The 22,878-nt window shown below is 63.2% G+C and carries 23 protein-coding genes; 16 read left to right on the top strand and 7 right to left on the bottom strand.

Features of this window, described 5'->3' with window-relative positions:
• Positions 1-79 precede the first annotated feature (79 nt).
• Genes phnX through phnD form a run of 5 tightly spaced genes read right to left on the bottom strand, consistent with a single transcriptional unit; the run spans position 80 to position 4,527 of the window.
• Positions 80-904: a phosphonoacetaldehyde hydrolase gene (gene phnX / locus JMJ54_RS03365; protein ID WP_203536522.1), complete on the bottom strand. Its 825-nt coding sequence runs from the start codon at positions 902-904 to the stop codon at positions 80-82.
• A gap of 17 nt (positions 905-921) precedes the next feature.
• A complete protein-coding gene (psrA, locus tag JMJ54_RS03360; protein WP_203536521.1) occupies positions 922-2,016 on the bottom strand; it encodes an iron-containing alcohol dehydrogenase PsrA in 1,095 nt (364 codons plus the stop codon).
• Positions 2,017-2,048: 32 nt separating this feature from the next.
• Positions 2,049-2,861, bottom strand: a complete 813-nt coding sequence (phnE, locus tag JMJ54_RS03355; protein WP_203536520.1) for a phosphonate ABC transporter, permease protein PhnE — start codon at positions 2,859-2,861, stop codon at positions 2,049-2,051.
• On the bottom strand, positions 2,858-3,658 hold the full coding sequence (gene phnC, locus JMJ54_RS03350) for a phosphonate ABC transporter ATP-binding protein (RefSeq protein WP_203536519.1): 801 nt from the start codon (positions 3,656-3,658) through the stop codon (positions 2,858-2,860). The genes phnE and phnC overlap by 4 nt, the downstream gene beginning before the upstream one ends.
• On the bottom strand, positions 3,655-4,527 hold the full coding sequence (gene phnD, locus JMJ54_RS03345) for a phosphonate ABC transporter substrate-binding protein (RefSeq protein ID WP_203536518.1): 873 nt from the start codon (positions 4,525-4,527) through the stop codon (positions 3,655-3,657). Before phnD ends, phnC begins: the two co-directional genes overlap by 4 nt.
• A 108-nt stretch (positions 4,528-4,635) precedes the next feature.
• Between phnD and JMJ54_RS03340 the strand changes: the two genes are divergently transcribed.
• The 3 genes from JMJ54_RS03340 (at position 4,636) to JMJ54_RS03330 (ending at position 7,780) form a co-directional block, all read left to right on the top strand.
• Positions 4,636-5,505 (top strand): LysR substrate-binding domain-containing protein, encoded by an 870-nt coding sequence (locus JMJ54_RS03340; RefSeq protein WP_203536517.1) that lies wholly within the window; start codon positions 4,636-4,638, stop codon positions 5,503-5,505.
• A 186-nt stretch (positions 5,506-5,691) separates the two neighbouring features.
• The gene (locus tag JMJ54_RS19355; RefSeq protein ID WP_275411031.1) at positions 5,692-6,702 is read left to right on the top strand and encodes a carbohydrate-binding protein; all 1,011 of its coding nucleotides are present in this window, start codon (positions 5,692-5,694) and stop codon (positions 6,700-6,702) included.
• A gap of 268 nt (positions 6,703-6,970) precedes the next feature.
• Positions 6,971-7,780 carry a VRR-NUC domain-containing protein gene (locus tag JMJ54_RS03330; RefSeq protein ID WP_203536515.1) on the top strand — a complete coding sequence of 270 codons (810 nt, stop codon included), beginning with the start codon at positions 6,971-6,973 and terminating at the stop codon, positions 7,778-7,780.
• 452 nt (positions 7,781-8,232) lie between these two features.
• Here JMJ54_RS03330 and guaB read toward each other — a convergent pair whose 3' ends face one another.
• The gene (gene guaB / locus JMJ54_RS03325) at positions 8,233-9,702 is read right to left on the bottom strand and encodes an IMP dehydrogenase (protein WP_203536514.1); all 1,470 of its coding nucleotides are present in this window, start codon (positions 9,700-9,702) and stop codon (positions 8,233-8,235) included.
• A gap of 166 nt (positions 9,703-9,868) precedes the next feature.
• Between guaB and JMJ54_RS03320 the strand changes: the two genes are divergently transcribed.
• From JMJ54_RS03320 to JMJ54_RS03310, 3 genes are all read left to right on the top strand, one after another.
• Positions 9,869-10,396 (top strand): disulfide bond formation protein B, encoded by a 528-nt coding sequence (locus tag JMJ54_RS03320; protein WP_203536513.1) that lies wholly within the window; start codon positions 9,869-9,871, stop codon positions 10,394-10,396.
• Positions 10,393-11,328 (top strand): LysR substrate-binding domain-containing protein, encoded by a 936-nt coding sequence (locus JMJ54_RS03315; RefSeq protein WP_203536512.1) that lies wholly within the window; start codon positions 10,393-10,395, stop codon positions 11,326-11,328. Before JMJ54_RS03320 ends, JMJ54_RS03315 begins: the two co-directional genes overlap by 4 nt.
• A 63-nt stretch (positions 11,329-11,391) precedes the next feature.
• Complete coding sequence (locus JMJ54_RS03310) at positions 11,392-12,540, top strand: NAD(P)/FAD-dependent oxidoreductase (RefSeq protein ID WP_203536511.1); 1,149 nt, start codon at positions 11,392-11,394, stop codon at positions 12,538-12,540.
• Positions 12,541-12,587: 47 nt separating this feature from the next.
• Here the strand turns inward: JMJ54_RS03310 and JMJ54_RS03305 are convergent, their stop codons facing one another.
• Positions 12,588-13,319, bottom strand: coding sequence for an SPOR domain-containing protein (locus tag JMJ54_RS03305; protein ID WP_203536510.1), 732 nt, complete (start codon positions 13,317-13,319; stop codon positions 12,588-12,590).
• A gap of 175 nt (positions 13,320-13,494) precedes the next feature.
• Between JMJ54_RS03305 and ndk the strand changes: the two genes are divergently transcribed.
• The 10 genes from ndk to hfq all read left to right on the top strand — a co-directional run bounded on the left by ndk (position 13,495) and on the right by hfq (position 22,803).
• Positions 13,495-13,920: a nucleoside-diphosphate kinase gene (ndk, locus tag JMJ54_RS03300; RefSeq protein WP_203536509.1), complete on the top strand. Its 426-nt coding sequence runs from the start codon at positions 13,495-13,497 to the stop codon at positions 13,918-13,920.
• Between the two features lie 11 nt (positions 13,921-13,931).
• A complete protein-coding gene (rlmN, locus tag JMJ54_RS03295; protein WP_203536508.1) occupies positions 13,932-15,056 on the top strand; it encodes a dual-specificity RNA methyltransferase RlmN in 1,125 nt (374 codons plus the stop codon).
• 11 nt (positions 15,057-15,067) lie between these two features.
• Positions 15,068-15,817 carry a type IV pilus biogenesis/stability protein PilW gene (gene pilW / locus JMJ54_RS03290; protein WP_203536507.1) on the top strand — a complete coding sequence of 250 codons (750 nt, stop codon included), beginning with the start codon at positions 15,068-15,070 and terminating at the stop codon, positions 15,815-15,817.
• A 2-nt stretch (positions 15,818-15,819) separates the two neighbouring features.
• Positions 15,820-16,686 carry a helix-turn-helix domain-containing protein gene (locus JMJ54_RS03285; RefSeq protein ID WP_203536506.1) on the top strand — a complete coding sequence of 289 codons (867 nt, stop codon included), beginning with the start codon at positions 15,820-15,822 and terminating at the stop codon, positions 16,684-16,686.
• Positions 16,687-16,692: 6 nt separating this feature from the next.
• Positions 16,693-17,976 (top strand): flavodoxin-dependent (E)-4-hydroxy-3-methylbut-2-enyl-diphosphate synthase, encoded by a 1,284-nt coding sequence (ispG, locus tag JMJ54_RS03280; RefSeq protein ID WP_189460257.1) that lies wholly within the window; start codon positions 16,693-16,695, stop codon positions 17,974-17,976.
• 2 nt (positions 17,977-17,978) lie between these two features.
• Complete coding sequence (hisS, locus tag JMJ54_RS03275; RefSeq protein WP_203536505.1) at positions 17,979-19,250, top strand: histidine--tRNA ligase; 1,272 nt, start codon at positions 17,979-17,981, stop codon at positions 19,248-19,250.
• A gap of 44 nt (positions 19,251-19,294) precedes the next feature.
• The gene (locus tag JMJ54_RS03270) at positions 19,295-19,924 is read left to right on the top strand and encodes a YfgM family protein (RefSeq protein ID WP_203536504.1); all 630 of its coding nucleotides are present in this window, start codon (positions 19,295-19,297) and stop codon (positions 19,922-19,924) included.
• A gap of 7 nt (positions 19,925-19,931) precedes the next feature.
• The gene (bamB, locus tag JMJ54_RS03265; RefSeq protein ID WP_203536503.1) at positions 19,932-21,056 is read left to right on the top strand and encodes an outer membrane protein assembly factor BamB; all 1,125 of its coding nucleotides are present in this window, start codon (positions 19,932-19,934) and stop codon (positions 21,054-21,056) included.
• A 17-nt stretch (positions 21,057-21,073) separates the two neighbouring features.
• Entirely contained in the window at positions 21,074-22,435 is a 1,362-nt protein-coding gene (gene der / locus JMJ54_RS03260; RefSeq protein WP_203536502.1) for a ribosome biogenesis GTPase Der, read from the top strand.
• A gap of 107 nt (positions 22,436-22,542) precedes the next feature.
• Positions 22,543-22,803 (top strand): RNA chaperone Hfq, encoded by a 261-nt coding sequence (hfq, locus tag JMJ54_RS03255; protein ID WP_203536501.1) that lies wholly within the window; start codon positions 22,543-22,545, stop codon positions 22,801-22,803.
• Positions 22,804-22,878 lie beyond the last annotated feature (75 nt).

Below are 22,878 nucleotides of genomic sequence, written 5' to 3'. Positions count from 1 at the left end.
GTGTCAGCTCACCGCGGTAGTGCAGGGCAGGCCGGCCGCCATTGGCGGCGGCCGGCCTGCCGGTGGTGCCCGGTACGGGTCAGGGGCGTTCGCCTGCCTTGATGCGGCGGTCGATGTCGATGACGACCTCGCGCAGTTCGGCGACCGATTCGATGATGTAGTGCGCACCGGCGCCACTGAGGCGTGCGGCGGCGTGCGCACAGCGCGAGGCGATTTCCTCGTCTGGCGCATGGGCCAGTTCGGCTGGCGAGTAGCCGACCTCGTTGCCCGACAGCGTCACGCCGACGCACCACATGCCGGCACGGCGGCCTTCCTCGATGCCGGGCACGGTGTCGTCGATCTTGATGCAACGGCGCACGTCGCCGATCGCCAGATCCAGCACGTTGGCCAGTGCCATGTACGGGCCCGGACGGCCGCCAGCGGGCAGGTCGTCGCCAGCCACGACGCAGTCGGGCGAGATGCCGGCGGCGTTGGCCTGTGGCAGCAACACGTTCATCACTTCGCGCGGGTAGCCCGAGCACGAGCCGATCCTGATGCCGGATTCGCGGAGCCAGGCCAGTGTGTCGCGTGCGCCGTCAATCGGCTGCGAATAGTCGCCGACCTTGGCGAGCTGCAACGGCATGAAACGGCGGTACATCGCGTCGACGTCCTCGTCGGTCGGGGCGCGGCCGAAGCGTGCCTGCCATTGCCGCTGGATGGCCGGCACGGCGAGCAGGGTCTGGATGTGCTGCCACTTGGACAGCCCCATCGGGCCGCGGGCCTGCGCCAGCGTGATGTCGATGTCGAACTGCGCAAAGACTTCGACGAAAATCTGCGTCGGTGCCAGCGAGCCGAAGTCGACCAGGGTGCCGGCCCAGTCGAAAATGGCCGCTTCGACGGCGAGGCTGGAAGTGGGGGTGCTCATCGTGTGTGTTCCTGATTTCAGCGCGTTGCGCCGGTGGTGATGAAGTTGCGGCCGCGCGGGCCTTGCAGTGCCTGGTCGACTCGCTGGGGCCATTCGGCTTCGTCGAGTCCGTAGCTGCCCGGATCGGTGCTGACGCCGAGTCCTTCGAGAAAGCGCGTGAGCCGGTCGATGGCGGCGTCGGTGCTGTCGGCGTCGAAGATGCGCAGCAGCAGCGCATCCAGCGCTTCGTCGGCACCCATGGCCAGCGCCATGACGCGCGGCAGGCTGAACGAGCAGGCAATGCCGTGGACGACGCCGTGTTCCAGCGTCAGGTCGTACGACAGCGAATGCGCCAGAGCCGTCTTGGTGTTAGAGAACGCCAGCCCGGCCTGCAATGCCGCCACGGCCATCCGTTCGCGCAGCGCCACGTTGTCCAGCTGCGCCAGCAGCAGCGGCAGCGTGGCGATGATTTCGCGCGCCGCGCTGACCGCAAGACTGGCCGAAACCGGATTGCGGTGAACGTTCCACAGCGATTCCAGCGCATGCGACAGCGCATCCAGCCCGCTGGCCAGCGTGCTGCCGCGCGGCAGGCTCAGCATCAGGTCGGCATCGACGATGGCGGCCTCGGGCCATGACCACGGCTGGTGCAGCGAATGCTTGCGGCTTTGGGCCTGATCCCACAGCGTCGCCCATGGCGTGACTTCGCTGCCGGTGCCGGCGGTGGTCGGAATGGCGATCAGCGCTCTGGGCCGACCGGCATCGGGGGCGGTGGCACCGGCCAGCAAGGCCAGCAGTTCGGCGAAAGTGCCCGACGGCGTCGGTGCCAGCATGGACTTGGCGCAGTCGATCACGCTGCCGCCGCCGAGGGCGATGATGCAGTCGACGTCGGCGTGATCGCGCCACAGCCGCTCGTACATCGGTGCCAGCCAGCTGACGTCCGGATTGGGCTGTACGCCGGTTTCGACCGCGGCCAGCCGATCACCCAGCAGCGCGCGCAACCGCGCGTCGAGCCCCAGCGCCACGGCTTCGGGAAAGGTGATGACCAAGGCACGCCGGCCCTGCAACAGCGCCGGCAGCTGCGCCAGCGTGCCGCGGCCGGCATGGATGTCGACCGGATTCCGGTAATGCCACATTGTGCTGCCTTCTTGCAAAATGCCGGAGCCGCTCACGTCCGCGCCCCTTGCTGGATGAAGCGGCGCAGCCGCGAAGAGAGCAGGTCGGCCGCGATCACCATCACCGCGATCACGATGATGCAGGTCGCCGATTCCTGATACTTGAACAGCTTGAGACTGCTCAGCAGCTCGAAGCCCAGCCCGCCGGCGCCGACCATGCCCAGCACCGTGGCCGAACGCAGGTTGACCTCGAAGCGGTACAGCACCACGGCGATCCACGCCGTCAGCACCTGCGGCAGCACGCCGAACACGATGACCTGCAGCGGCCGCGCGCCGGTGGCCTGCAAGGCCTCGATCGGACCGGCGTCGATTTCCTCGATGCTTTCGGCAAAGAACTTGCCGAGCATGCCGACGCCGTGCAGCGCCAGCGCCAGCACGCCGGGGAAGGGGCCGAGGCCGACTGCCGAGACGAAGATCAACGCCAGGATCAGCTCGTTCACGCTGCGGATCAGGTTGAACAGCTGCCGCGCGCCCTGATACAGCGGCCACGGCATGTGCAGGTTGCCGGCGGCCAGCAGCGACAGCGGTGCCGCAATCAGCGCGGCCAGCAGCGTGCCCCACAGTGCGATCTGGATGGTTTCCAGCGCCGGGGTGACCAGTCGCGAAAGTACGTCGAGATCGGGTGGAATGGTGCGGCTGATGAAATCGGCGATCTGCGGCAGCCCGGCCAGCAGGTCCTGCCAGCTCATCTGCGCCCCTTGCGCGCTCCAGTGCAGCGCGTAGCCGCCCAGCAGAGCGGCGGCGAACACGCCGAGCCAGCCGGCGTTGCTGCGCGGCATCCAGACCAGCCATTGGTAACGGTTCATGGCGCGACCTCCAGCAGTCTGCCGTAGATCGGGGCCGGCGCATCCTCGTGCGGGGCCGGCCCCGTGGCATCCGTTTTCGGGTAAATGCGCTGCAGGTCCGCGTCGGTCAGGGCACCGTTGCGGCTGTCGTAAACGAGCCGGCCGTGCGTCAGCCCGACGATGCGGTCACCGAACTCGCGGGCGTAGTCGACCTGATGCAGGTTGCAGACCACGGTGATACCGAGCGCGCGGGTCGCGTCGCGCAGGCACTGCAGCACCATGCGTGCGCTTTGCGGATCGAGGCTGGCGACCGGCTCGTCTGCAAGGATCACCCGCGGCGACTGTGCCAGTGCGCGGGCAATGCCGACACGCTGCATCTGTCCGCCCGACAGCGTGTCGGCTCGGGCCGACGCCTTGTTGGCGAGGCCGACGTGCTCCAAGCACAACTGCGCGAGCGCGATGTCGTCGTTGCCGAACAGCTGCAGCACCGAACTCCAGGTCGGAAGATGACCTAGCCGGCCGGTCAGCACGTTCTTCAGCACCGACAGCCGCGGTACCAGATGGTGATGCTGGAAAATCATCGCCACCTGGCGGCGCAATGCCCGGGTCTGTCCGGGGCGGGTCGCGTCGAGCCCGGCGACGTGCAGCTCGCCGCTGTCGGCACTGACCAGCCGGTTCAGGCAGCGCAGCATGGTCGACTTGCCGGCACCCGACTGGCCTAGCACGACGAGGAACTCGCCGGCGGCCACGTCGAGGTCGATGCCGCGCAGCACCGGGTTGGCGCCGTAGGACTTCTGAAGCTGACGGATGCGGATCATTTCATTTTCCGCAGATCGAGGTTCAGCACCTTGGCGGTATCGCGCACCACGTCGTACGCGCCGTCGTTGGTGGTCTGGAAGCCGTCGAGCATGCCCTGGTCGCCCCAGGGCAGGTCCCTGATGTTGGCGAAGGCCTTGCTCAGTTTGTCCTTCAGCGCCGGGTCGAGGTCCTTGCGCCACACCATCGGCGATTCCGGAATCGGCCGCGAGGTCCAGACCACCTTGAAGTCGTCCTGTTGCACCACGCCTTTGGCGATGGCCGAGGCGAAGATGCGGTCGGCCACGGCCGCTGCGTCAACCTTCTTGTTGGCGACGGCGAGGATGCTGGCGTCGTGCGAGCCCGAGAAGATCGTCCGCGAGAACAGCTTGTCGGTGTCGTAGCCGGCCTGCTGCAGTCCGGCCTTCGGGAACAGGTGGCCCGAGGCCGAACTCGGATCGACGAAGGCGAAGGTGTGGCCCTTGAGCTGCGGCACGCTGTCGATGCCGGCATCCTTGCGGGTGATGATCAGGCTCTTGTAGGCGCTCTTGCCGGTTTTCCTGGTCACTGCCACCGAGAACGCCTCGACCCCGGCGACCTGGTTGGCCAGCACGTACGAGAACGGGCCGAGGTAGGCGATGTCGAGCTTCTTCGAGCGCAGCGCTTCGATGATGCCGTTGTAGTCGGTCGCAACGAAGGGCTTGATGGTCAGGCCGGTCTGCTGCTGCAGTTGTTCGAGCACCTGCTTGCTGCTTTCGATCATCGCCTGCGCGTCCTCGGACGGGATCAGGCCGACATTCAGCGTGGCCGGTGCGGCAAAGCCGGTGGCACAAGCAAAGAGCGGCAGCAGGGCGGTCAGGACGGCACGATGTACGACGGTCAGACGCTTCATGGCAATTCCGGTTAGGGTGAAAGTGCCGCGACTTTATCGACGTCATGTGACAGTCATCTGCTTGATTCAACATGTGTTTCGATACGAAAACATAGAGGGAATCTATAGATGAGCACCGCCCGACTGCGTGCCTTTCTTGCGGTGGCACGGCATGGCAGTTTCAGCGCCGGTGCCCGTGCGCTGGGGCTGAGCCAGCCGACGCTGACTGCACAGGTTCAGGCGCTGGAACGACAGCATGGGGTTGAGTTGTTCGTGCGGCGCGGGCGCTCGCAGATGCTCAGCACGGTCGGGCAACAGTTGCTGCCGCTGGCGCAACAGCTTTCCGCGCTGGAGACCGAGGCCTACAACCTGTTGCACGATTCGGGGCAGCTTGTTCGCGGCCAGCTCCGGCTTGGCGCGGTTGGCCCGTTTCACGTCATCGAGATGGTCGACGCTTACCGTCGCAGTTATCCGGGCGTCGACGTCTCAATCCGTATCGGCAACTCGGCCGCTGTGTTGGCCGATCTGGAAAACTATGTCACCGACGTTGCTGTGCTGGCTGGGCAGCACGATGACGGGCGCTGGGCCCACATGTGCTACGCGCGCCACCCGCTCATTCTGTTCGCCCACGTCGATCACCCGTTTGCCCGGCGCGACAGCGTGCGCTTGGCCGAACTGCACCGGCAACCGCTGTTGGTGCGTGAGGCAGGATCGACGACCCGTGATGCACTCGAGCGCGCATTGCGCGAGGCCGGCGTGCAGCTGCAGGTCGCTATGGAAATCGGCAGCCGCGAGGCCTTGCGTGAAGCGGTGATCCGCGGGCTGGGGCTGGGCACCGTGTCGGAGGCGGAGTTCATCGCCCACCCGCAGATCCGGCCGGTGCGCATCGAGGGCGACCCGGTCTACACCGAAACCTTCGTCTACTGTTTGCGCGAGCGTCGCGACAGCCTGCTGGTCTCGTCTTTCTGGGAAACGGCGCTGCTCACGGGTTCGAAGTGAGCGCTTCCGGTTGCGAGCCGAGAAACCGTCCAGATTCAAAAGGGGGCAGAAGCACTCCCGCAATCCTTTGCCGCAGTATCCGGCCGCGACCGTATGTCTCCGACCAGCTCGCTTGTTGGCCTTCCTTCGGCTTGCCATATTGCTCCGGCACATGACGTGCACATAACAAAAGCTGGAGACAACATCATGAAGTTTGCCTTGCTCGGCGCTGCAACGTTTCTTGCGGCGATGTCCGCACATGCCACATGCGTCCCGCCGCCTCCGGATGCATTTTCCAACTCTTGGGCGGGCAATGTTGTTCCGCAGCGCGTTGGTGATGACGCGAAATTGCCGTTGCGCCGGCCGCTGACCGATGCCGGAATCGATTACCTTTGCCCGATGCCGGTCGAGCTCGGGATTGCCTATCGCGTTTTCAACTACCAGTCGAATGCGGTTGTGCATGCGCTCATGGACGAGCAAATGGTGCAGGCGGATTTGCCAACGACTGCCGGTCCGTCCGCTCCGGCCTGGAATGCAGCCGCCACCTACCAGCAGGGCGAGCGAACCAGTCACGGTGGCGTCACTTATCAGGCGCAATGGTGGACGCAGGGCGAAGAGCCCGGCGTCAACACCAGTGGTGTCTGGCAAAGCGTCATTGCAGGCGAGGTTGTGCTCTGGTCGTCAACCCGTCCGTATCAGACTGGGGAGAAGGCGATTTTCAGCGGCAAGGTCTGGCAGGCCCGCTGGTGGAGCTTGGGCGAGCAGCCGGGCAGTAACGAATGGGGTGCATGGCTTCAGACGGCAGATCCACTTCCCCGGCAAATCGCACTGCCAAGTCGCTACAGTGCCCGCCTGGGATGGAGTGGCGGCGAGCTGACCGTCACGGTACAAAGCGTCAACGGCGCACTCAGCGGCAAACCGGCTTATCTCGAGGTCCGTGAACAAGGTACTGCCTTGGGACGCATCGGACAGTTCCCCATTTTGTATCAGGACTGCTTTGGCATACCGGGCTGCCAAGGCGGCGCGTACTGGACCGGTTACGGCAAGTTCCCCACGACGAAGCTGCCGGGCACGGCCTGGATCAGCTTGTGGGCCTGCAACAGTCAGGACGTTTGCCGCCCGGCGGAGCTGACTCGGCAGGTCCTGGGGCAGACGACCAGCGGGCACTTGAGCGAGCCGGTACCGCTGGAAGGTAATCCGCAACTCGCCCCGCAATAGCGCTCCCGCATCAGGCGCTATCACTTTGCATTGGTAGCGCCTGACGAAGGCCCCCGACTTTACTGCGCCCGAGGCTCTCGGCAGGCGGTCATTGACGCACGCTCAAATCGGACCTCCAGAACGATCTAGGCGTCATTAGCCCCAAGGGCGGTTCGAGGGGGGAATGCCACCCCGAGCCGGGACACTACGTACCGGACGCGCTACTTTTCAAAGCAGCTTGTTGCTCGGTGTTTTGCCTCCTTATGGCCAAGTAGACACTTGGCAAAACGTGAATCTCCTGATTGCCCAAATCGCCTTGGATCGGAAGTGGGCGCCAAACCGGCGCTTTGTTGAGGGGGAGCTGCATGGGTACGATGCAGTGATGAACGCAAAATCGCTGTCAATCGCTGCTGCCAAACTTGGTGTGCATTCCACTTGTGTCCGGCTGGAGCGTGGCAGCTCGCCAAAAGCATGGCGACATCCGCAAACCGGTATCGATACCTCGGTAGAGAAAGCCGTGCTGGGCGCCTATGAGGCGGATGGCTGGAGAGGCTATGCAGGCGAAGGCGGGCTGCTGCTGAACCTGATCAAGGCGATGTCATTTACCGAGGTTGCGGTTCGGAACAGGTCGACCTATGTCGAAGCGCTCTATGCGCAGAACGTTTCATTCGACGAAGATCGTTTCGAGGTTGCCCAACTGCTGGCATGTCTCGCAAACGCGGATCGCAAGCAGGTCCTCGGCAACTTCACAAGAATGGCTTCACGCGAGCCCGCCACATACCGAATCGACGGGTATGACTTTACGCAGCGATCGTCGATGCTCGATTACTTCCCGGAGCTGGAAGCATGGATGTTCGAAGCACTGCTCGACGTTGCCGGTATCCCGCTCCTGCATGCGATTGCCAGCCGGTTTGCCCAGAATCCGTACGAGTATCGGCGAGGTTGGCCAGACATCACTATGTGGCGCGATTCCGAGCTTCGCTTTGTCGAAGTCAAGGCACCTGGCGATCGCATACACGCCAGTCAGAAGCAGATCGTCGAGGTTTTTGCCAAACCACTGGCGCTGAATTTTTGGTTGGTTGCCGCTGAAGAGATCTGAGCTGTGCTCTGATTTCAGGTCCACACAGCATTTGGCAAACGCCATTTCTCGAATAGTGGGTAGAGGAGGTGGCGATGAAGAAGTCTTTAACTACTGAACAAATACCAACTGGCACCACGTGCACCGCGGTACGGGTGATAAAGCCCTGATCAAGTTTTTGTGGACCGTCGTGCAAAGCAGCCACTGAAGAAGCAAGCAAAGCACGCACCAGCTACCGAACTTACCCAAGCCCCCGAAACGATGGGCTTGTTAGCCTAGCGCCATGAGTTCCACCGTTTTCTCAAGGTGATCGGTGGCGTTTTAAATCGACGGGAAAAACGGTGGGAGTTTCTTGTGGCTTCGGTTGAATGTTGCAGGACGGGGCTGGGCGATAAAAAACCCCGCAACCGATTGACGGTGCGGGGTTTTTTGAGGCTTTCCGGATGCGCCTGGACGGCGCTGGACGGTGATTCTTACTCCATCCGGTAGTTCGGCGCTTCCTTGGTGATCTGTACGTCATGCACGTGCGATTCGCGGATGCCCGAGGCGGTGATCTCGACAAACTCGGCCTTGGCGTGGACATCGTCGATCGTTGCGCAGCCGAGGTAACCCATCGACGAGCGCAGGCCACCCATCAGCTGGTGGACGATGGCGGTCAGCGGGCCCTTGTACGGTACGCGACCTTCGATGCCTTCCGGGACCAGCTTGTCGGCATTGTTGACGTTGTCCTGGAAGTAGCGGTCGGATGAGCCGTTGCTGCCGGCCATGGCACCGAGCGAACCCATGCCGCGATAGCTCTTGTAGCTGCGACCCTGGTACAGCTCGACTTCACCCGGGGCTTCTTCGGTGCCGGCGAACAGGCCGCCGAGCATCACGCAGCTGGCGCCGGCGGCGATGGCTTTGGAGATGTCGCCCGAGAATCGGATGCCGCCGTCGGCGATCAGCGGAATGCCGTGTTTGGCGAGTGCTTCGGCGACATTGGCAACAGCCGAGATTTGCGGCACGCCGACACCGGCGACGATCCGCGTGGTGCAGATCGAGCCCGGGCCGATACCGACCTTGACCGCGTCGGCGCCGGCTTCCACCAGTGCGAGTGCGGCGGCGGCGGTGGCGATGTTGCCGCCGATGACCTGGATGTGCGGGAAGTTCTGCTTGACCCAGCGAACGCGGTCGATCACGCCCTGGCTGTGGCCGTGGGCGGTGTCGACGACGATGACGTCGACGCCGGCTTCGGCCAGCAGTGCGACGCGCTCGTCGGTGCCTTCGCCCACGCCAACCGCTGCGCCAACGCGCAGGCGGCCCTGTTCGTCCTTGGCGGCGAGCGGGTGCTCGCTGGTCTTGATGATGTCCTTGACGGTGATCAGGCCCTTGAGCTTGAAGCTGCTGTCGACGACCAGCACGCGCTCGAGGCGGTGTTCGTGCATCAGGCTGCGCGCTTCGTCGATGCTGGCGCCTTCCTTGACGGTGATCAGCCGCTCTTTCGGGGTCATGATCGAGCTGACCGGCACGTCGAGACGCGACTCGAAACGGATGTCGCGGTTGGTGACGATGCCGACGACCTGACCCTGTGCGTCGAGCACCGGCAGGCCGGAAATCTTGTGCTGGCGGGTCAGCGCGAGTACGTCGCGGACCAGCATGTCCGGGCGGACGGTGACCGGGTCCTTGACGATGCCCGATTCGTAACGCTTGACCTTGGAGACTTCGAGCGCCTGCGCTTTGGGCGTCATGTTCTTGTGCACGATCCCCATGCCGCCTTCCTGTGCCATGGCAATGGCAAGGCGCGATTCGGTCACGGTGTCCATGGCGGCGGACAGCAGCGGCAGATTCAGGCGGATGTTGCGGGTGAGCTGGGTCGAGAGACTGACATCGCGCGGCATCACGGTGGAGTGAGCCGGGACGAGGAGGACGTCGTCGAAAGTGAGAGCTTTCTGAACGATGCGCATGGTGGTCGAAATCCTTTGCACGCAAAAGCAGATTATACCGAAAGCGCAAGCTTGCGGCGAGTGTGATTACAACACCGACAATCAATGACGGGGACTGACGCAGCGTAAGCCGTGCAGGTTACAATCGTTCCCGATTGATAAAAACAATCGGGATGGAGTAACGACTATGAGCTTGGCGCTGCGCTATTGGCGCACCGGATTTCTGCTGATTTTCATCGCCTGCGCGGGGATGATCGGCTTCGCGCTGTATCACCAGATTTACAACTGGGTGATGCCGTGCCTGATGTGCGTTTACCAGCGGTTGGCGATCATCATCGTCGGCTTGCTGGCATTGCTGGCGGCTGTCTGGCAACCCAACAGCAAGGGTGGGGTCAAGCTCTTGGGCGGCCTGATCATTCTGGCTGCCTCGGCCGGGGCGATGGCTGCGATCTGGAACCTGCGGCTTCAGTACGGGCCGGTGGATCCGAGCGTGGTCTGCGCGGCCAGCCTGCCGTTCCCGATCGACCTGAATCAGGCGCCGGCCTGGGTCGGTACGCTGATCCGGCCGGTCGGTGATTGTTCGGCGATCGATTTCAAGCTGTTCGGCGTGACGATGCCGGCCTGGGTGCTGCTGACCTGCCTCGGACTGATTGCCGTGACCGTCGGCCTGTGTTCCGCGCGCTGTGCCGAGATCGGCCGGAGACGCTGGCGATGACACTGACCGAGTTCCGTTACATCGTTGCGGTCGCGCGCGAACGCCATTTCGGCCGCGCGGCTGCGAGCTGCTTCGTGTCGCAGCCGACGCTGTCGGTGGCGGTGAAGAAGCTGGAGGACGAGCTGGGTGTGACGCTGTTTGAGCGCGCGGCTGGCGAAGTGACGCTGACGCCGAATGGCGAGCGCATCGTCGAGCAGGCGCAGCGCGTGCTCGAAGAAGTGCAGGTCATCAAGCAGCTGGCCGAGCAGGGCAAGGACCCGCTGGCCGGACCATTGCGACTCGGCATCATCTATACGATCAGCCCCTATCTGCTGCCGCACCTGATTCCCGATCTGCGCGAGCGCGCGCCGCAAATGCAGATTCTGCTGGAAGAAAACTACACCAGCCGGCTCGCCGAAATGCTCAAGCAGGGCGAGATCGATGTGGCGATTCTCGCCGAACCGTTCCACGAGGCCGGGATCGCAACCCTGCCGGTCTACGACGAACCCTTCGTCGTTGCTACCCCGAAGGGGCACCCGTGGGAAGCGCTGGACGCGATCGATTCGGACCAGCTTGCCGAAGAAAACGTGCTGCTGCTGTCGCCGGGCAACTGCTTCCGGGACCATGTGCTGCAGACCTGCCCGGACCTTAACCGAGAGAGTCTGCCGGCCGGCAGCCTGCAGCGTACGCTGCAAGGGTCGTCGCTGACGACGATTCGGCATATGGTGGCCGGCGGTATCGGGGTGACGGTGTTGCCTGCGACCTCGGTGTCGAGTGCGGACGAGTCCTTGCTGACGATTCGCCCGTTCAGCGAGCCGGTGCCGACCCGGCGCGTCGTGCTTGCATGGCGCAAGAATTTTCCGCGCGCCGCGGCGATCGAGGCGGTCCGCCAGGCGGTGCTGGCCTGTGATCTGCCGGCCGTGACCCTGTTGTCCGAGCCGGAAATCCGCTGATCCCCTTGAATTCAACCAGGGCCGGGCGCTGTTGCGTCCGGCCTTTTCCCGTCTGGAGTTGAGATGACTGCCCCTGTCGTAATCGTCGGTGCCGGTTTGGCCGGTTACAACCTTGCTCGCGAATGGCGCAAGCTCGATGCCGAAACCCCGCTGGTGATCGTCGCGCGTGATGCTGCGGATTTCTATTCCAAGCCGATGCTGTCGAACGCGCTGGCGGGCAAAAAAACGCCGGCTACCCTGGTGATGAAGCCGGCCGCCAAAATGGCCGAGGAACTCAAGGCCACGATCAGGGCGAATACCGAAGTCGCCGCCATCGATACGGTCGCACGCACCGTCACGCTCGTTGATGGCGAGGTGTTGGCGTATCGTGATCTGGTGCTTGCCCTCGGGGCGGATCCGGTACGGCTACCCTTGCTGGGTGATGGTGCGGATGACGTGCTGTCGGTCAACGATCTCGGCGATTACGCCCGTTTTTCCGAGCGACTCGAGAGTGCAAGGCAGGTGGCCATTCTCGGTGCCGGCCTGATTGGCTGCGAGTTTGCCAATGACCTGCTGGCACGCGAAATCAAGCCGACCGTGATCGATCCGGCTGCGGCGCCGTTGTCGCGTCTTTTGCCGCCGCAGGCGGGGGCCTTGCTTGCCGAGAGGCTGACCGATGCCGGTGTGGGATTCCGCTGTGGCGACAGTGCGCAGCGGGTGGAGCGCGTCGGCGCAGGCTACGAAGTCGTGCTTGAAAGTGGTGCCCGGGTTCCGGCCGATCTGGTGCTGTCGGCGGTCGGTCTGCGTCCGCGCACGACGCTGGCGGAAGCGGCCGGGCTGGCGGTGGCGCGGGGCGTTGTTGTTGCTGCCTCGCTGCAGACGTCGGTGCCGCACGTCTATGCAGTCGGCGATTGTGCCGAAGTCGCCGGTCTGAACCTGCCGTTCGTGATGCCGATCATGCAGCAGGCCCGGGCGCTGGCCGCGACACTCGCCGGCACTGCAACGCCGGTGCGTTACCCGGCGATGCCGGTGCTGGTGAAAACGCCATCATGCCCGACCGTGGTTGCGCCGCCGGTTGCCGGTGAGGGCGAGTGGCAATGCGAAGACGTCGAGGGTGGGTTGATTGCGCGCTGTATCTCGGCCGAAGGCGGTTTGGTCGGTTTCGCGCTGCTGGGGGCGGCGACCAAGGAGCGGCAGGCGCTGGTTGCGCAACTGCCGGCCTGGCTGGCTTAGAGGGTTGGTGCAGTCCTGCCGGGCGAGTCACGCTCGGCAGGTCGTTCTCAGTCCTGATTCAATGCAGGTGCAATGACCGGGGTGATGCCCAGCTGGCGCAGCTTGCGTGCGGCTGCATCCGCCTCGGCGCGGGTCTTGAACGGGCCGATCTGGACCCGGGTTTCCAGATAGGCCGGCACGCCAGCAGCCTGCAGCTTGCGCAGCAGTTTCTCGGCGTTGTCCGAGTGCAGGAACACCCCTGCTTGTACTGTGTAGCCATCGGCACGCCTGATGACGGCTGGTGCGGCTACCGCTGCGGGTACTACTGCCGTTCTGGCTGATGGTTGTGCAGCAGCCTGGGCAGGGGCTTCGACTGCCGGCGCCGGTTTGGCGGTCCGTGGTGCCGTCGGCGCTTCTGCTGCGGCTTGCTGCGATGCGTTCTGCTGGCGGGGTGGCATTGCCGTGGTCGGTGCATGCGGGGAGATCGCTTCCGGCGCACTGGCGGGCATGCTGGCGGCCGATGGCGCCGGCTCTGCCGCCGGTTCGATCGCGGCCGCTGAGGCGGTGCTGGTAGCCGGCGCGCTCGCAATCGGACTTGGCGATGCGATTTGGGGTGTCGGGGTGGCGGCTTGCTTTGAGCGGTCGAGCAGTTGCAGGGCGCCGATTACCAGTCCGATCAGCGCAACGGCAATGCCAAGGCGCCAGTACAGCTGCGTGTGCAGCTTCTGACGCGAGCGTTGTTCGGCGATGGGGTCGGGAGTGGTGCCGCTGTCGGCGTCCCGTTCGGGCGTTTCGCTCATGGTCGACAAGGGAGTGCAAGCCAAACGGCTTGATTTTGTTATAATACTTGGCTGTCCAGCCGCAGATTACGGCCGGAAGCGGTGTAGTCCCTTCGAGGCTAGCCGATTTCGGCCCGCAGTGTAAACCAGACCAAAATTCATTTGTCTCTTAAACGAAACCACCGGAGTTTGTCCCATGGCTATTGAACGCACCCTGTCGATCGTGAAGCCCGACGCAGTCGGCAAGAACGTAATCGGCAAGATCTACGACCGTTTCGAATCGGCCGGCCTCAAGGTCGTCGCCGCCAAAATGAAGCACCTGTCGCGCGCCGAAGCCGAAGGCTTCTACGCCGTGCACAAGGCACGCCCGTTCTTCAACGATCTGGTGTCGTTCATGATCTCCGGTCCGGTGATGATCCAGGCGCTGGAAGGCGAAGGCGCCATCCTCAAGAACCGTAAACTGATGGGCGCAACCGACCCGAAGCAGGCCGACAAGGGCACCATCCGTGCCGATTTTGCCGATTCGATCGATGCCAACGCCGTTCACGGCTCCGATTCGGCTGAAAATGCTGCAATCGAAATCGCCTACTTCTTCGCTTCGAGCGAAGTGTACGGCCGCTAAGGAATACTGAGATGTCGGTCAATCTACTCGATTACGATGCGCAGGCGCTTGCCGAACTGATGGTGAAGTACGGCGAAAAGCCGTTCCGCGCCAAGCAGTTGCTCAAGTGGGTTCATCAGCGCGGCGTGGCGGATTTCGAGCAGATGACCGACATCGCCAAGTCGTTCCGCAGCAAGCTTGCCGCCGACGCGGCGGTGACGATTCCGGGGCTGCTCGCCGAGCAGATCGCCACGGACGGCACCGCCAAGTGGCTGCTTGATGTCGGTACCGGTAACGGTATCGAGACCGTGTTCATCCCCGAGGATGATCGTGGCACGCTGTGTGTCTCCAGCCAGGTTGGCTGTGCCCTCGATTGCGGCTTCTGTTCGACTGCCAAGCAGGGTTTCAATCGCAACCTCAGTACCGGCGAAATCATCGGTCAGCTGTGGTGGGCCAACAACCGCCTTTCTGCCGAGCAGGCGCGCATCGGTGCGCCGCTGGAAGAGGGCGGGCGTGTCGTTTCGAACGTCGTGATGATGGGCATGGGTGAGCCACTGGCCAATTTCGACAATGTCGTGGCCGCCTTGCGCTTGATGCTCGACGACAATGCCTACGGTCTGAGCCGTCGCCGCGTCACGCTGTCGACGTCGGGTCTCGTGCCGGCAATGGACCGGCTGCGCGATGCCTGTCCGGTGGCGCTGGCCGTCAGTCTGCATGCGCCGAATGACGCGATCCGCGACGAAATCGTACCGATCAACAAGAAGTACCCGCTGAAAGAGCTGCTGGCAGCCTGCAACCGGTATCTGGAAAAGGCACCGCGCGATTTCATCACTTTCGAATACGTGATGCTTGCCGGCGTCAACGATCAGCCCGAGCATGCGCGCCAGCTGGCCGCGCTGCTGCGCAACGTGCCGTGCAAGATCAATCTGATTCCGTGGAACCCGTTCCCGGGCGCGGACTACAAGCGATCGGGCCGGGATGCTATCCTCGCGTTCCGGGATATCGTGATCGACGCCGGTTACATCGTGACCGTGCGCAAGACCCGCGGCGACGATATCGACGCCGCCTGCGGCCAGCTGGCCGGTCAGGTCAAGGACAAGACCCGTCGTGCCGAGAAGCATGCCGGGGAAGTCCGGCCGATCACGTTCCGACCGTAAACGAGGAAGAAATGAGTCTGCGTTCGTTCGTACTGCTGTTTGCAATCCTGCTCGCGAGCGGCGCAGCCTTGGCTGCCGATGGCGACACCTCGCCGGATCGTCGTGCCAATGTGCGAACCCAGCTCGCTGCCGAGTATTTCCGGCTCGGGCGTTACGCCGTGGCCATTGACGAAGCCACCAAGGCGATCGAGGCCGACAGCAAGTATTCGCCCGCCTACACGATGCTCGGTCTGATTTATGCCGAAATCAAGGACGACGACAAGGCAAAACGGAATTTCCAGGAGGCCTTGCGGCTGTCGCCGGATGACCCGGACGCCAACCACAATTACGGCTGGTTCCTGTGCGAGCACGGCCAGATGCAGGAAGGGCTGGGTTATTACGACCGGGCCCTGAGCAACCCGCTGTACGATACGCCGGAAAAAACGGCACTCAACGCCGGTCAGTGCGCGCAAAAGAACGATGACAACGCGACAGCGAAGCGTTACTTCGAGCGTGCGTTGCAGTACCGGCCGAATTTTGCGCCTGCCAACTACCAGTTGGCCGAACTGAGCCTGAAAACCAAGGATTTTGTCGCCGCCAAGCGTTATGCGCTGGTGCTGACGAAAACCACCCGACCCGGCGCGGCGCTGACCTGGCTTAACCTGCGCATCGAGCGCGGTCTTGGCAATGCGGATGGCGTCAGCCGTTATGCGCAGGAGCTGCGCAAGCAATACCCCGATTCGTTGGAAACGACCAAACTGGCTGCCGGCCAATACGAATAACGATGACAGACGAGCCGATCCAAACTCCCCCAGAGTCTCCTTCCGAGCCGCAAGCCGGCGTCGGCGTGCAGTTGCGCCAGCAGCGCGAATCGCTTGGCCTTTCGATCGACGACGTCGTGCATCAGCTCAAGCTGACCCGTGGCCAAGTTACTGCGATCGAGGAAGACCGCTTTGGCGATCTGCCCGGCAACACGTTCGCTCGTGGCTTCGTGCGCAACTACGCCCGTTTGCTGCACCTCGATCCCGAACCGCTAGTCGCACGCTTGACCACCGAGCTGCCGGTCGAGCGCGAGCAGGCATCGTTGCCGCATCTGACCGAAGAGGCAACGTTCAATGTCGGCAGTATCGGCAGTGGTCGCGGGCGTCCGCTGCAGCTGGCGCTGGTCGTGATCGCGGGCCTGATCATCGGCGCTGGCGGTGTGTTCTGGTATCTGCAGCAGCCGGCCGAGCCCGAGCTGAATGTGACGACCGCCATTCTGACCCTGCCGGAAGCGTCGGCACCGGTCGAAGTGATTGCATCCGATGCCGTTGTTGCAAGCGACGTTGCCAGTGAGGTGGCATCCGCGCCGGTTGCCGCTGCGGTGACGCCGGCTCCGGCAAGCGCTGCTGCTTCGGCTGTGGCCGTTGCTGGTAATGGCGAATTGCGCCTTGTGGTCGAACAGGATTCGTGGATTCAGGTGATCGATGCCGGTGGCAACAAGCTGATTTCCGAAGTCCTCAAGGCCGGTGACGAGCGCAGTCTTGGGGGTGTTGCCCCGTACCGGATCAAGATCGGCAACGCACCAAAAACCCAACTTTATCTGCGTGGCCAACGCGTGGATCTGGCGCAGTACAGCCGGTCCGACGTGGCGACGCTGGAACTCAAGTAAGACCCGATGAGCGACATTCTGATTCCCCGCCGCGCGACCCGCCAGGTTCGCGTCGGCCATGTCATGGTTGGCAGCGACCATCCGGTCGTCGTGCAGTCGATGACCAATACCGATACCGCTGATGCCGAAGGTACCGCGCGGCAGATTTTCGAACTGTGGCGCGCCGGCTCCGAAGTCGTGCGCATCACCGTCAACAGCCCGGAAGCCGCGGCCCAGGTCGGCAACATCAAGACCAAGCTGGAGAACTGGGGCTGCAAGGTGCCGTTGGTGGGGGATTTCCACTTCAACGGCGACCGGCTGCTGCGTGACTATCCGGACTGTGCCGAAGCACTGGCCAAGTACCGGATCAATCCGGGCAATGTCGGCAAGGGCAGCAAGCGCGACGAAAAATTCGCGTTCATGGTCGAGAAGGCCATCGAGTACCAAAAGGCCGTGCGTATCGGTGTCAACTGGGGGTCGCTCGACCAGAGCATGGCCACCCGGCTGATGGACGAGAATGCCAAGCGCGCCGTGCCGCTGTCGGTCGAGGCCATCATGCGCGAGGCACTGATCCGCTCGGCACTGGAATCGGCCGATCAGGCAATCGCCTGGGGCCTGAGCCCGGACCAGATCATCCTGTCGTGCAAGGTCTCGCACGTGCAGGACCTGATCGCCGTGTACCGCGATCTGGGGGGGCGCTGCGACTACCCGCTCCACCTCGGCCTGACCGAAGCCGGCATGGGCAGCAAGGGCATTGTCGCGTCGAGCGCTGCGCTGGCCGTGCTGCTGCAGGAAGGCATCGGCGACACCATCCGCATCTCGCTGACGCCCGAACCGGGCGGCGACCGGACCAAGGAAGTCATCGTCGCGCAGGAGCTGCTGCAGACGATGGGCCTGCGCGCGTTCACCCCGCTGGTCACCGCCTGCCCCGGGTGTGGCCGGACGACGTCGACGGTGTTCCAGGAGCTGGCCCAGAAGATCCAGTCCTTCCTGCGCGAGCAGATGCCGGTCTGGCGCGAAGCCTACCCCGGTGTCGAGGACATGAAGGTCGCGGTGATGGGCTGTGTCGTCAACGGTCCGGGTGAGTCCAAGCTGGCCGATATCGGCATCAGCCTGCCCGGTACCGGCGAAGTGCCGGTCTGTCCGGTCTACGTCGACGGTGAAAAAACCGTCACGCTCAAGGGCGAGCAGGTGGCCGAGGAGTTCCAGGCCATCGTCGAAAATTATGTGGTCAGCAACTATGGCGACGGCGGTGTGAAGCGCCGTGCCGTTGCGGCCGCCAAAACCATTCCGCTTCAACCGATTCGATAAACATGGCACAAACGATTCAAGGCATTCGCGGCATGAACGACATCCTGCCGCAGGAAGGTGCACGCTGGCAGCATTTCGACGCCGTGGTGCGCGACTGGCTTGCCGCCTACGGCTACAACCAGATCCGCACGCCGATCGTCGAGGCGACGCAACTGTTCGTGCGGGGCGTCGGTGAACATACCGATATCGTCGAAAAGGAAATGTACGCGTTCGAGGACAGCCTCAACGGCGAACAGCTGGTTTTGCGCCCCGAAGGGACCGCCGGTTGCGTGCGCGCCTGCATCGAACACGGCATGCTGTACAACCAGACCCAACGCCTGTGGTACACCGGACCGATGTTCCGCCACGAACGGCCGCAGAAGGGCCGTTATCGCCAGTTCCATCAGGTCGGTGTGGAGGCGTTCGGCTTCAACGGCCCGGATGTCGATGCCGAGATGATCGTGATGCTTGCCGACCTGTGGCGCCGGCTCGGCCTCACGGGCCTGAAGCTAGAGCTCAATACGCTCGGCGACTCGGTCGAGCGCGCCGCGCACCGTCAGGCATTGATCGCATATCTGGAAAAGCACGTCGACATCCTCGACGAGGATGGCAAGCGCCGGCTGTATACCAACCCGCTGCGCGTACTCGATACCAAAAATCCTGCGCTGCAGGACATGGCCGAAAACGCGCCCAAGCTGGCCGAATTCCTTGGTGAAGAATCCCGTGCGCATTTTACCGGGCTGTGCCGTCTGCTCGACGATGCCGGTCTGAGCTACTCACTGAACCATCGTCTGGTACGCGGGCTCGATTACTACAACCGCTCGGTGTTCGAGTGGACGACCGATCAGCTTGGTGCGCAGGCAACTGTAGCTGCCGGTGGCCGCTACGACGGCCTCGTCGAACAACTTGGCGGCAAGCCTTGTCCGGCGGTCGGTTTTGCAATGGGCATCGAGCGCCTGATCCTGCTGCTTGAAACCCAGGGCGTGGATGCACCGCGTGCGGTGCCGGATGTCTATCTGGTACACGCGGGCGAAGCAGCTGCGCGCTCTGCATTCCGTGTTGCGCGCGAATTGCGCGAGGCCGGTCTCAAGGTTGTGCTGCACGCCGGCGGTGGCAGTTTCAAATCGCAATTCAAGAAGGCCGATGCCAGCGGTGCGCATTTCGCCGTCGTCATCGGCGATGAAGAAGCAGCAGCGGCAACGGCCAATCTCAAGCGTCTGACCGGTGAATCCGGAGGCGATCAGCAGGTCGTGCCGCAGAACGAACTGGTCGCACGCCTGAGCGCTGCGGCATAATCGCCGACATTCAATAAACGACTGAAGATCGCACGGGGACAGCAATGGCGTTTGACCTGCAAGAACAAGAACAGATTGCCGAATTCAAGGCCTGGTGGAACGACTGGGGCAAATGGCTGGCTGGCGCCTTGGTGGCCGGCTTGGCGGCTTGGGGGGGCTGGGCCGGTTGGCAGAGTCATCAGGCATCGCAAGCGCACGATGCCGGCGAGCTTTACAGTCAGGCCGAAACGCAGCTTCAAAGTGACCCGGCCAAACTGACCGAGACCACGAAGTCGATCGAACAAAAGTACGGCTCGACCGCTTACGCAGCGCGCGCATCGCTGCTCGCGGCCAAGGCCGACGTCAACGCCAGCAAGCCGGCCGACGCCGAGGCGCAGCTGAAGTGGGCGATCTCCAATGCCAAGGAAGCACCACTGCGCGATGTTGCGCGGCTGCGCCTGTCCGCGCTGCAGCTCGATGCCGGGCAGTTTGACGCGGCGCTGGCGACGCTGCAGGCACGGGAAGACGACGCGTTTACAGCGCTGTTTGCCGAGGCTCGCGGCGATGTGCTGGTGGAGAAGGGCGACAAGGCCGGCGCGCGTGATGCATATCGTGATGCGCAGTCGAAGCTGCCCAAGGATGCGCCGAATCTGAAGTTCGTCGAAGTCAAACTCGAAGCGCTGGGAAAAGATTGAGATGCAAATGAAGTCTAAGTTGTTGGTCGCGGCACCGCTGGCGCTGCTGTTGGCGGCGTGCGGCTCGATCAGCAACGCGCCGACGCCTTCGCCGCTGCCTGTCGTCGAGAACAAGGCGGGTTTGAGCCAGGTGTGGCATGCCTCGGTGGGGGGCGATACCAGCTTCCGCTTCCAGCCAGCGCAAGCCGGTGATCGGCTCATTGTTGCCGGCGCACCGGATCGACTGACCGCGCTGTCGCTTGCCAACGGTGCGAGCCAGTGGCAGGTCAAGCTCGACAAGCCGCTGGCGGGCGGTGTCGGCGCTGGTGAAGGGCTGATTGCGGTAGGAACGCTCAAAGGTGAAGTCGTTACCTACAGCTATGACGGCAAAGCGATGTGGCATGCTCAGCTGAGCAGCGAGATCGTTTCGCCGCCGGCGATCACCGATGGCATCGTGCTGGTGCGGACCGTTGACGGCAAGATCAGCGGCCTGTCCGCGGTTGATGGCGCACTCAAGTGGCAGTTCCAGCGCCAGATGCCGGCACTGATCCTGCGCAACTACGCGCCGATGACGCTGCGCGGCGGGATTGCGCTGGCCGGTTTGGCGGGCGGGCGCATGGTCGCGCTTGGTGCGCAGGACGGTCGCGTGCTTTGGGACAGCCCGGTGGCGATGCCCAAGGGCGCAACCGAGCTCGAGCGGATCGCTGACGTGGTCTCCGCACCTGAAGTCAACGGCAATATGGTCTGCGCTGCGGCCTATCAGGGCCGGGTTTCGTGCTTCAACGTGCTGAACGGCTCGCCGGTCTGGTCGCGCGAGGTTTCAAGCTATGCCGGTGTCGCCGGCAATGGCCGCGTCCTCGCGGTGACCGACTCTGACGGCAATGTGCTTGGCTACGACCGCAACAGTGGTCGCAGCCTGTGGAAGCAGGACAAACTGGTTGCGCGCTCGGTCGGATCGCCGGAGATGCTCGGTGACTATGTGGCCGTGGCCGACTACGAAGGCTATGTCCATTTGCTCAAATCCGACGACGGCAGCCTGGTTGGCCAACTGGCGACCGACGGCTCGCGTATTGCGGCCGAGCCGGTCGTATTCGATAACAAACTGATCGTGCAGTCGCAAAGCGGTGACGTTTTTGCGCTGACTGTGAAATAGACGTAAGAACCATATCAATGAAACCGACGATTGCCCTCGTGGGCCGGCCGAATGTAGGCAAGTCCACGCTCTTCAACCGACTGACCAAGACGCGCGATGCGCTCGTCGCCGATCAGCCGGGTCTGACCCGCGACCGCCACTACGGTCACGGGCGCGTCGGTGAGAAACCGTACTTTGTTGTCGATACCGGCGGTTTCGAGCCGGTCGTCGACGAAGGCATCATGTTCGAAATGGCGCGGCAGACGCTGCAAGCCGTTGACGAAGCCGATGCCATCGTCTTCATCGTCGACGGCCGTGTCGGCATCACGCCGCAGGACAAGATCATTGCGCAGCGGCTGCGCCAGGTCGACCGCCCGGTCTGGGTTGCGGTCAACAAGGTCGAGGGCATGCAGCGCGCGGTCGTTACCGCGGACTTCTACGAGCTGGGTCTTGGTGACCCGGTCGCGATTTCTGCCAGCCACGGCGAAGGCGTACGTGACCTGATCAACGAAATCCTCGACGGTTTCGAAGTGCCGGTCGATGACGAAGAGTCGACGCACCCGAAGTTTGCCGTGGTCGGTCGTCCGAACGTCGGCAAGAGCACGCTGGTGAACGCCGTGCTGGGCGAGGAGCGCGTGATCGCGTTCGATCAGCCGGGGACCACGCGCGATTCGGTCTATATCGACTTCGAGCGCAATGGCTCGCCGTACACGATCATCGACACCGCTGGCGTGCGCAAGCGCGGCAAGGTCACCGAAATGATCGAGAAGTTCTCGGTCATCAAGACCATGCAGGCGATCGAAGACGCCAACGTGGCCGTGCTGGTGCTCGACGCAATGCAGGAAGTGTCGGATCAGGATGCCCGCGTTGCGAGCTTCGTGATGGAAACCGGCCGTGCACTGGTCGTTGCCGTCAACAAGTGGGAAGCCGCGAACGCCGAGCAGCGCGACCGGATCAAGCGCGAGATCGACCGCAAGCTGTCCTTCCTCGATTTTGCCAAGTTCCATTACATCTCGGCGCTGGGCGGGCAGGGGGTCGGCGAGCTGTTCAAGTCGATCGATCAGGCGTATACCGCCGCGATGATCAAGATTCCGACCCCGAAGCTGACCAATGCTTTGCAGATGATGATCGAGCGTCAGCAGCCGCCGCTGGCCGGTAAGGTTCGACCGAAGATGCGCTATGCGCATCAGGGTGGTTCCAACCCGCCGGTGGTGATTGTTCACGGTAATGCGCTGGATCATGTGCCAGACTCTTACTGGCGCTATCTGGAGCGCAGCTTCATGAAGGTTTTCAAGCTGCAAGGCACGCCATTGCGGGTGCAATTCAAGCGTGGCGCCAATCCTTACGACGACAAGAACAAGAAGCCGGGCCCGAAGCCGAAGCCACGCAGCAAGTTCTGATTGCTGCTCCGCAGCATGGTGGCGGCTCGCCAAGTTCTGTACTATAAGCGTAAGAAGTTACCCCGTTTGACCATCACGACCAATAACAAACACATCGGAGAACAACAATGAGTGCCAAGGGGCAAATGCTGCAAGACCCGTTCCTGAACATCCTGCGCAAAGAGCACGTTCCCGTTTACATCTACCTCGTCAACGGCATCAAACTGCAAGGCCAGATCGAGTCGTTTGACCAGTATGTCGTGTTGCTTCGCAACAATGTGACCCAGATGGTGTACAAGCACGCGATTTCCACCGTGGTGCCGTCGCGCCCGGTTTCGATTCCGCACGACAATCCGCAAGCTGCCGCAGCCCCTGTTGGCGAAGCTTGAGCGTTTTGCTCGCACCCTCAACCCCGACAGGCAACCGCCTTTCGGGGTTTTCACTTGTTTGGGTCGGTGTACCCC

It is taken from the genome of Jeongeupia naejangsanensis, from assembly GCF_016865585.1.
GTDB classification, from domain to species: Bacteria; Pseudomonadota; Gammaproteobacteria; order Burkholderiales; family Chitinibacteraceae; genus Jeongeupia; species Jeongeupia naejangsanensis.
This window is presented reverse-complemented; position numbering and strand designations above follow the sequence as displayed.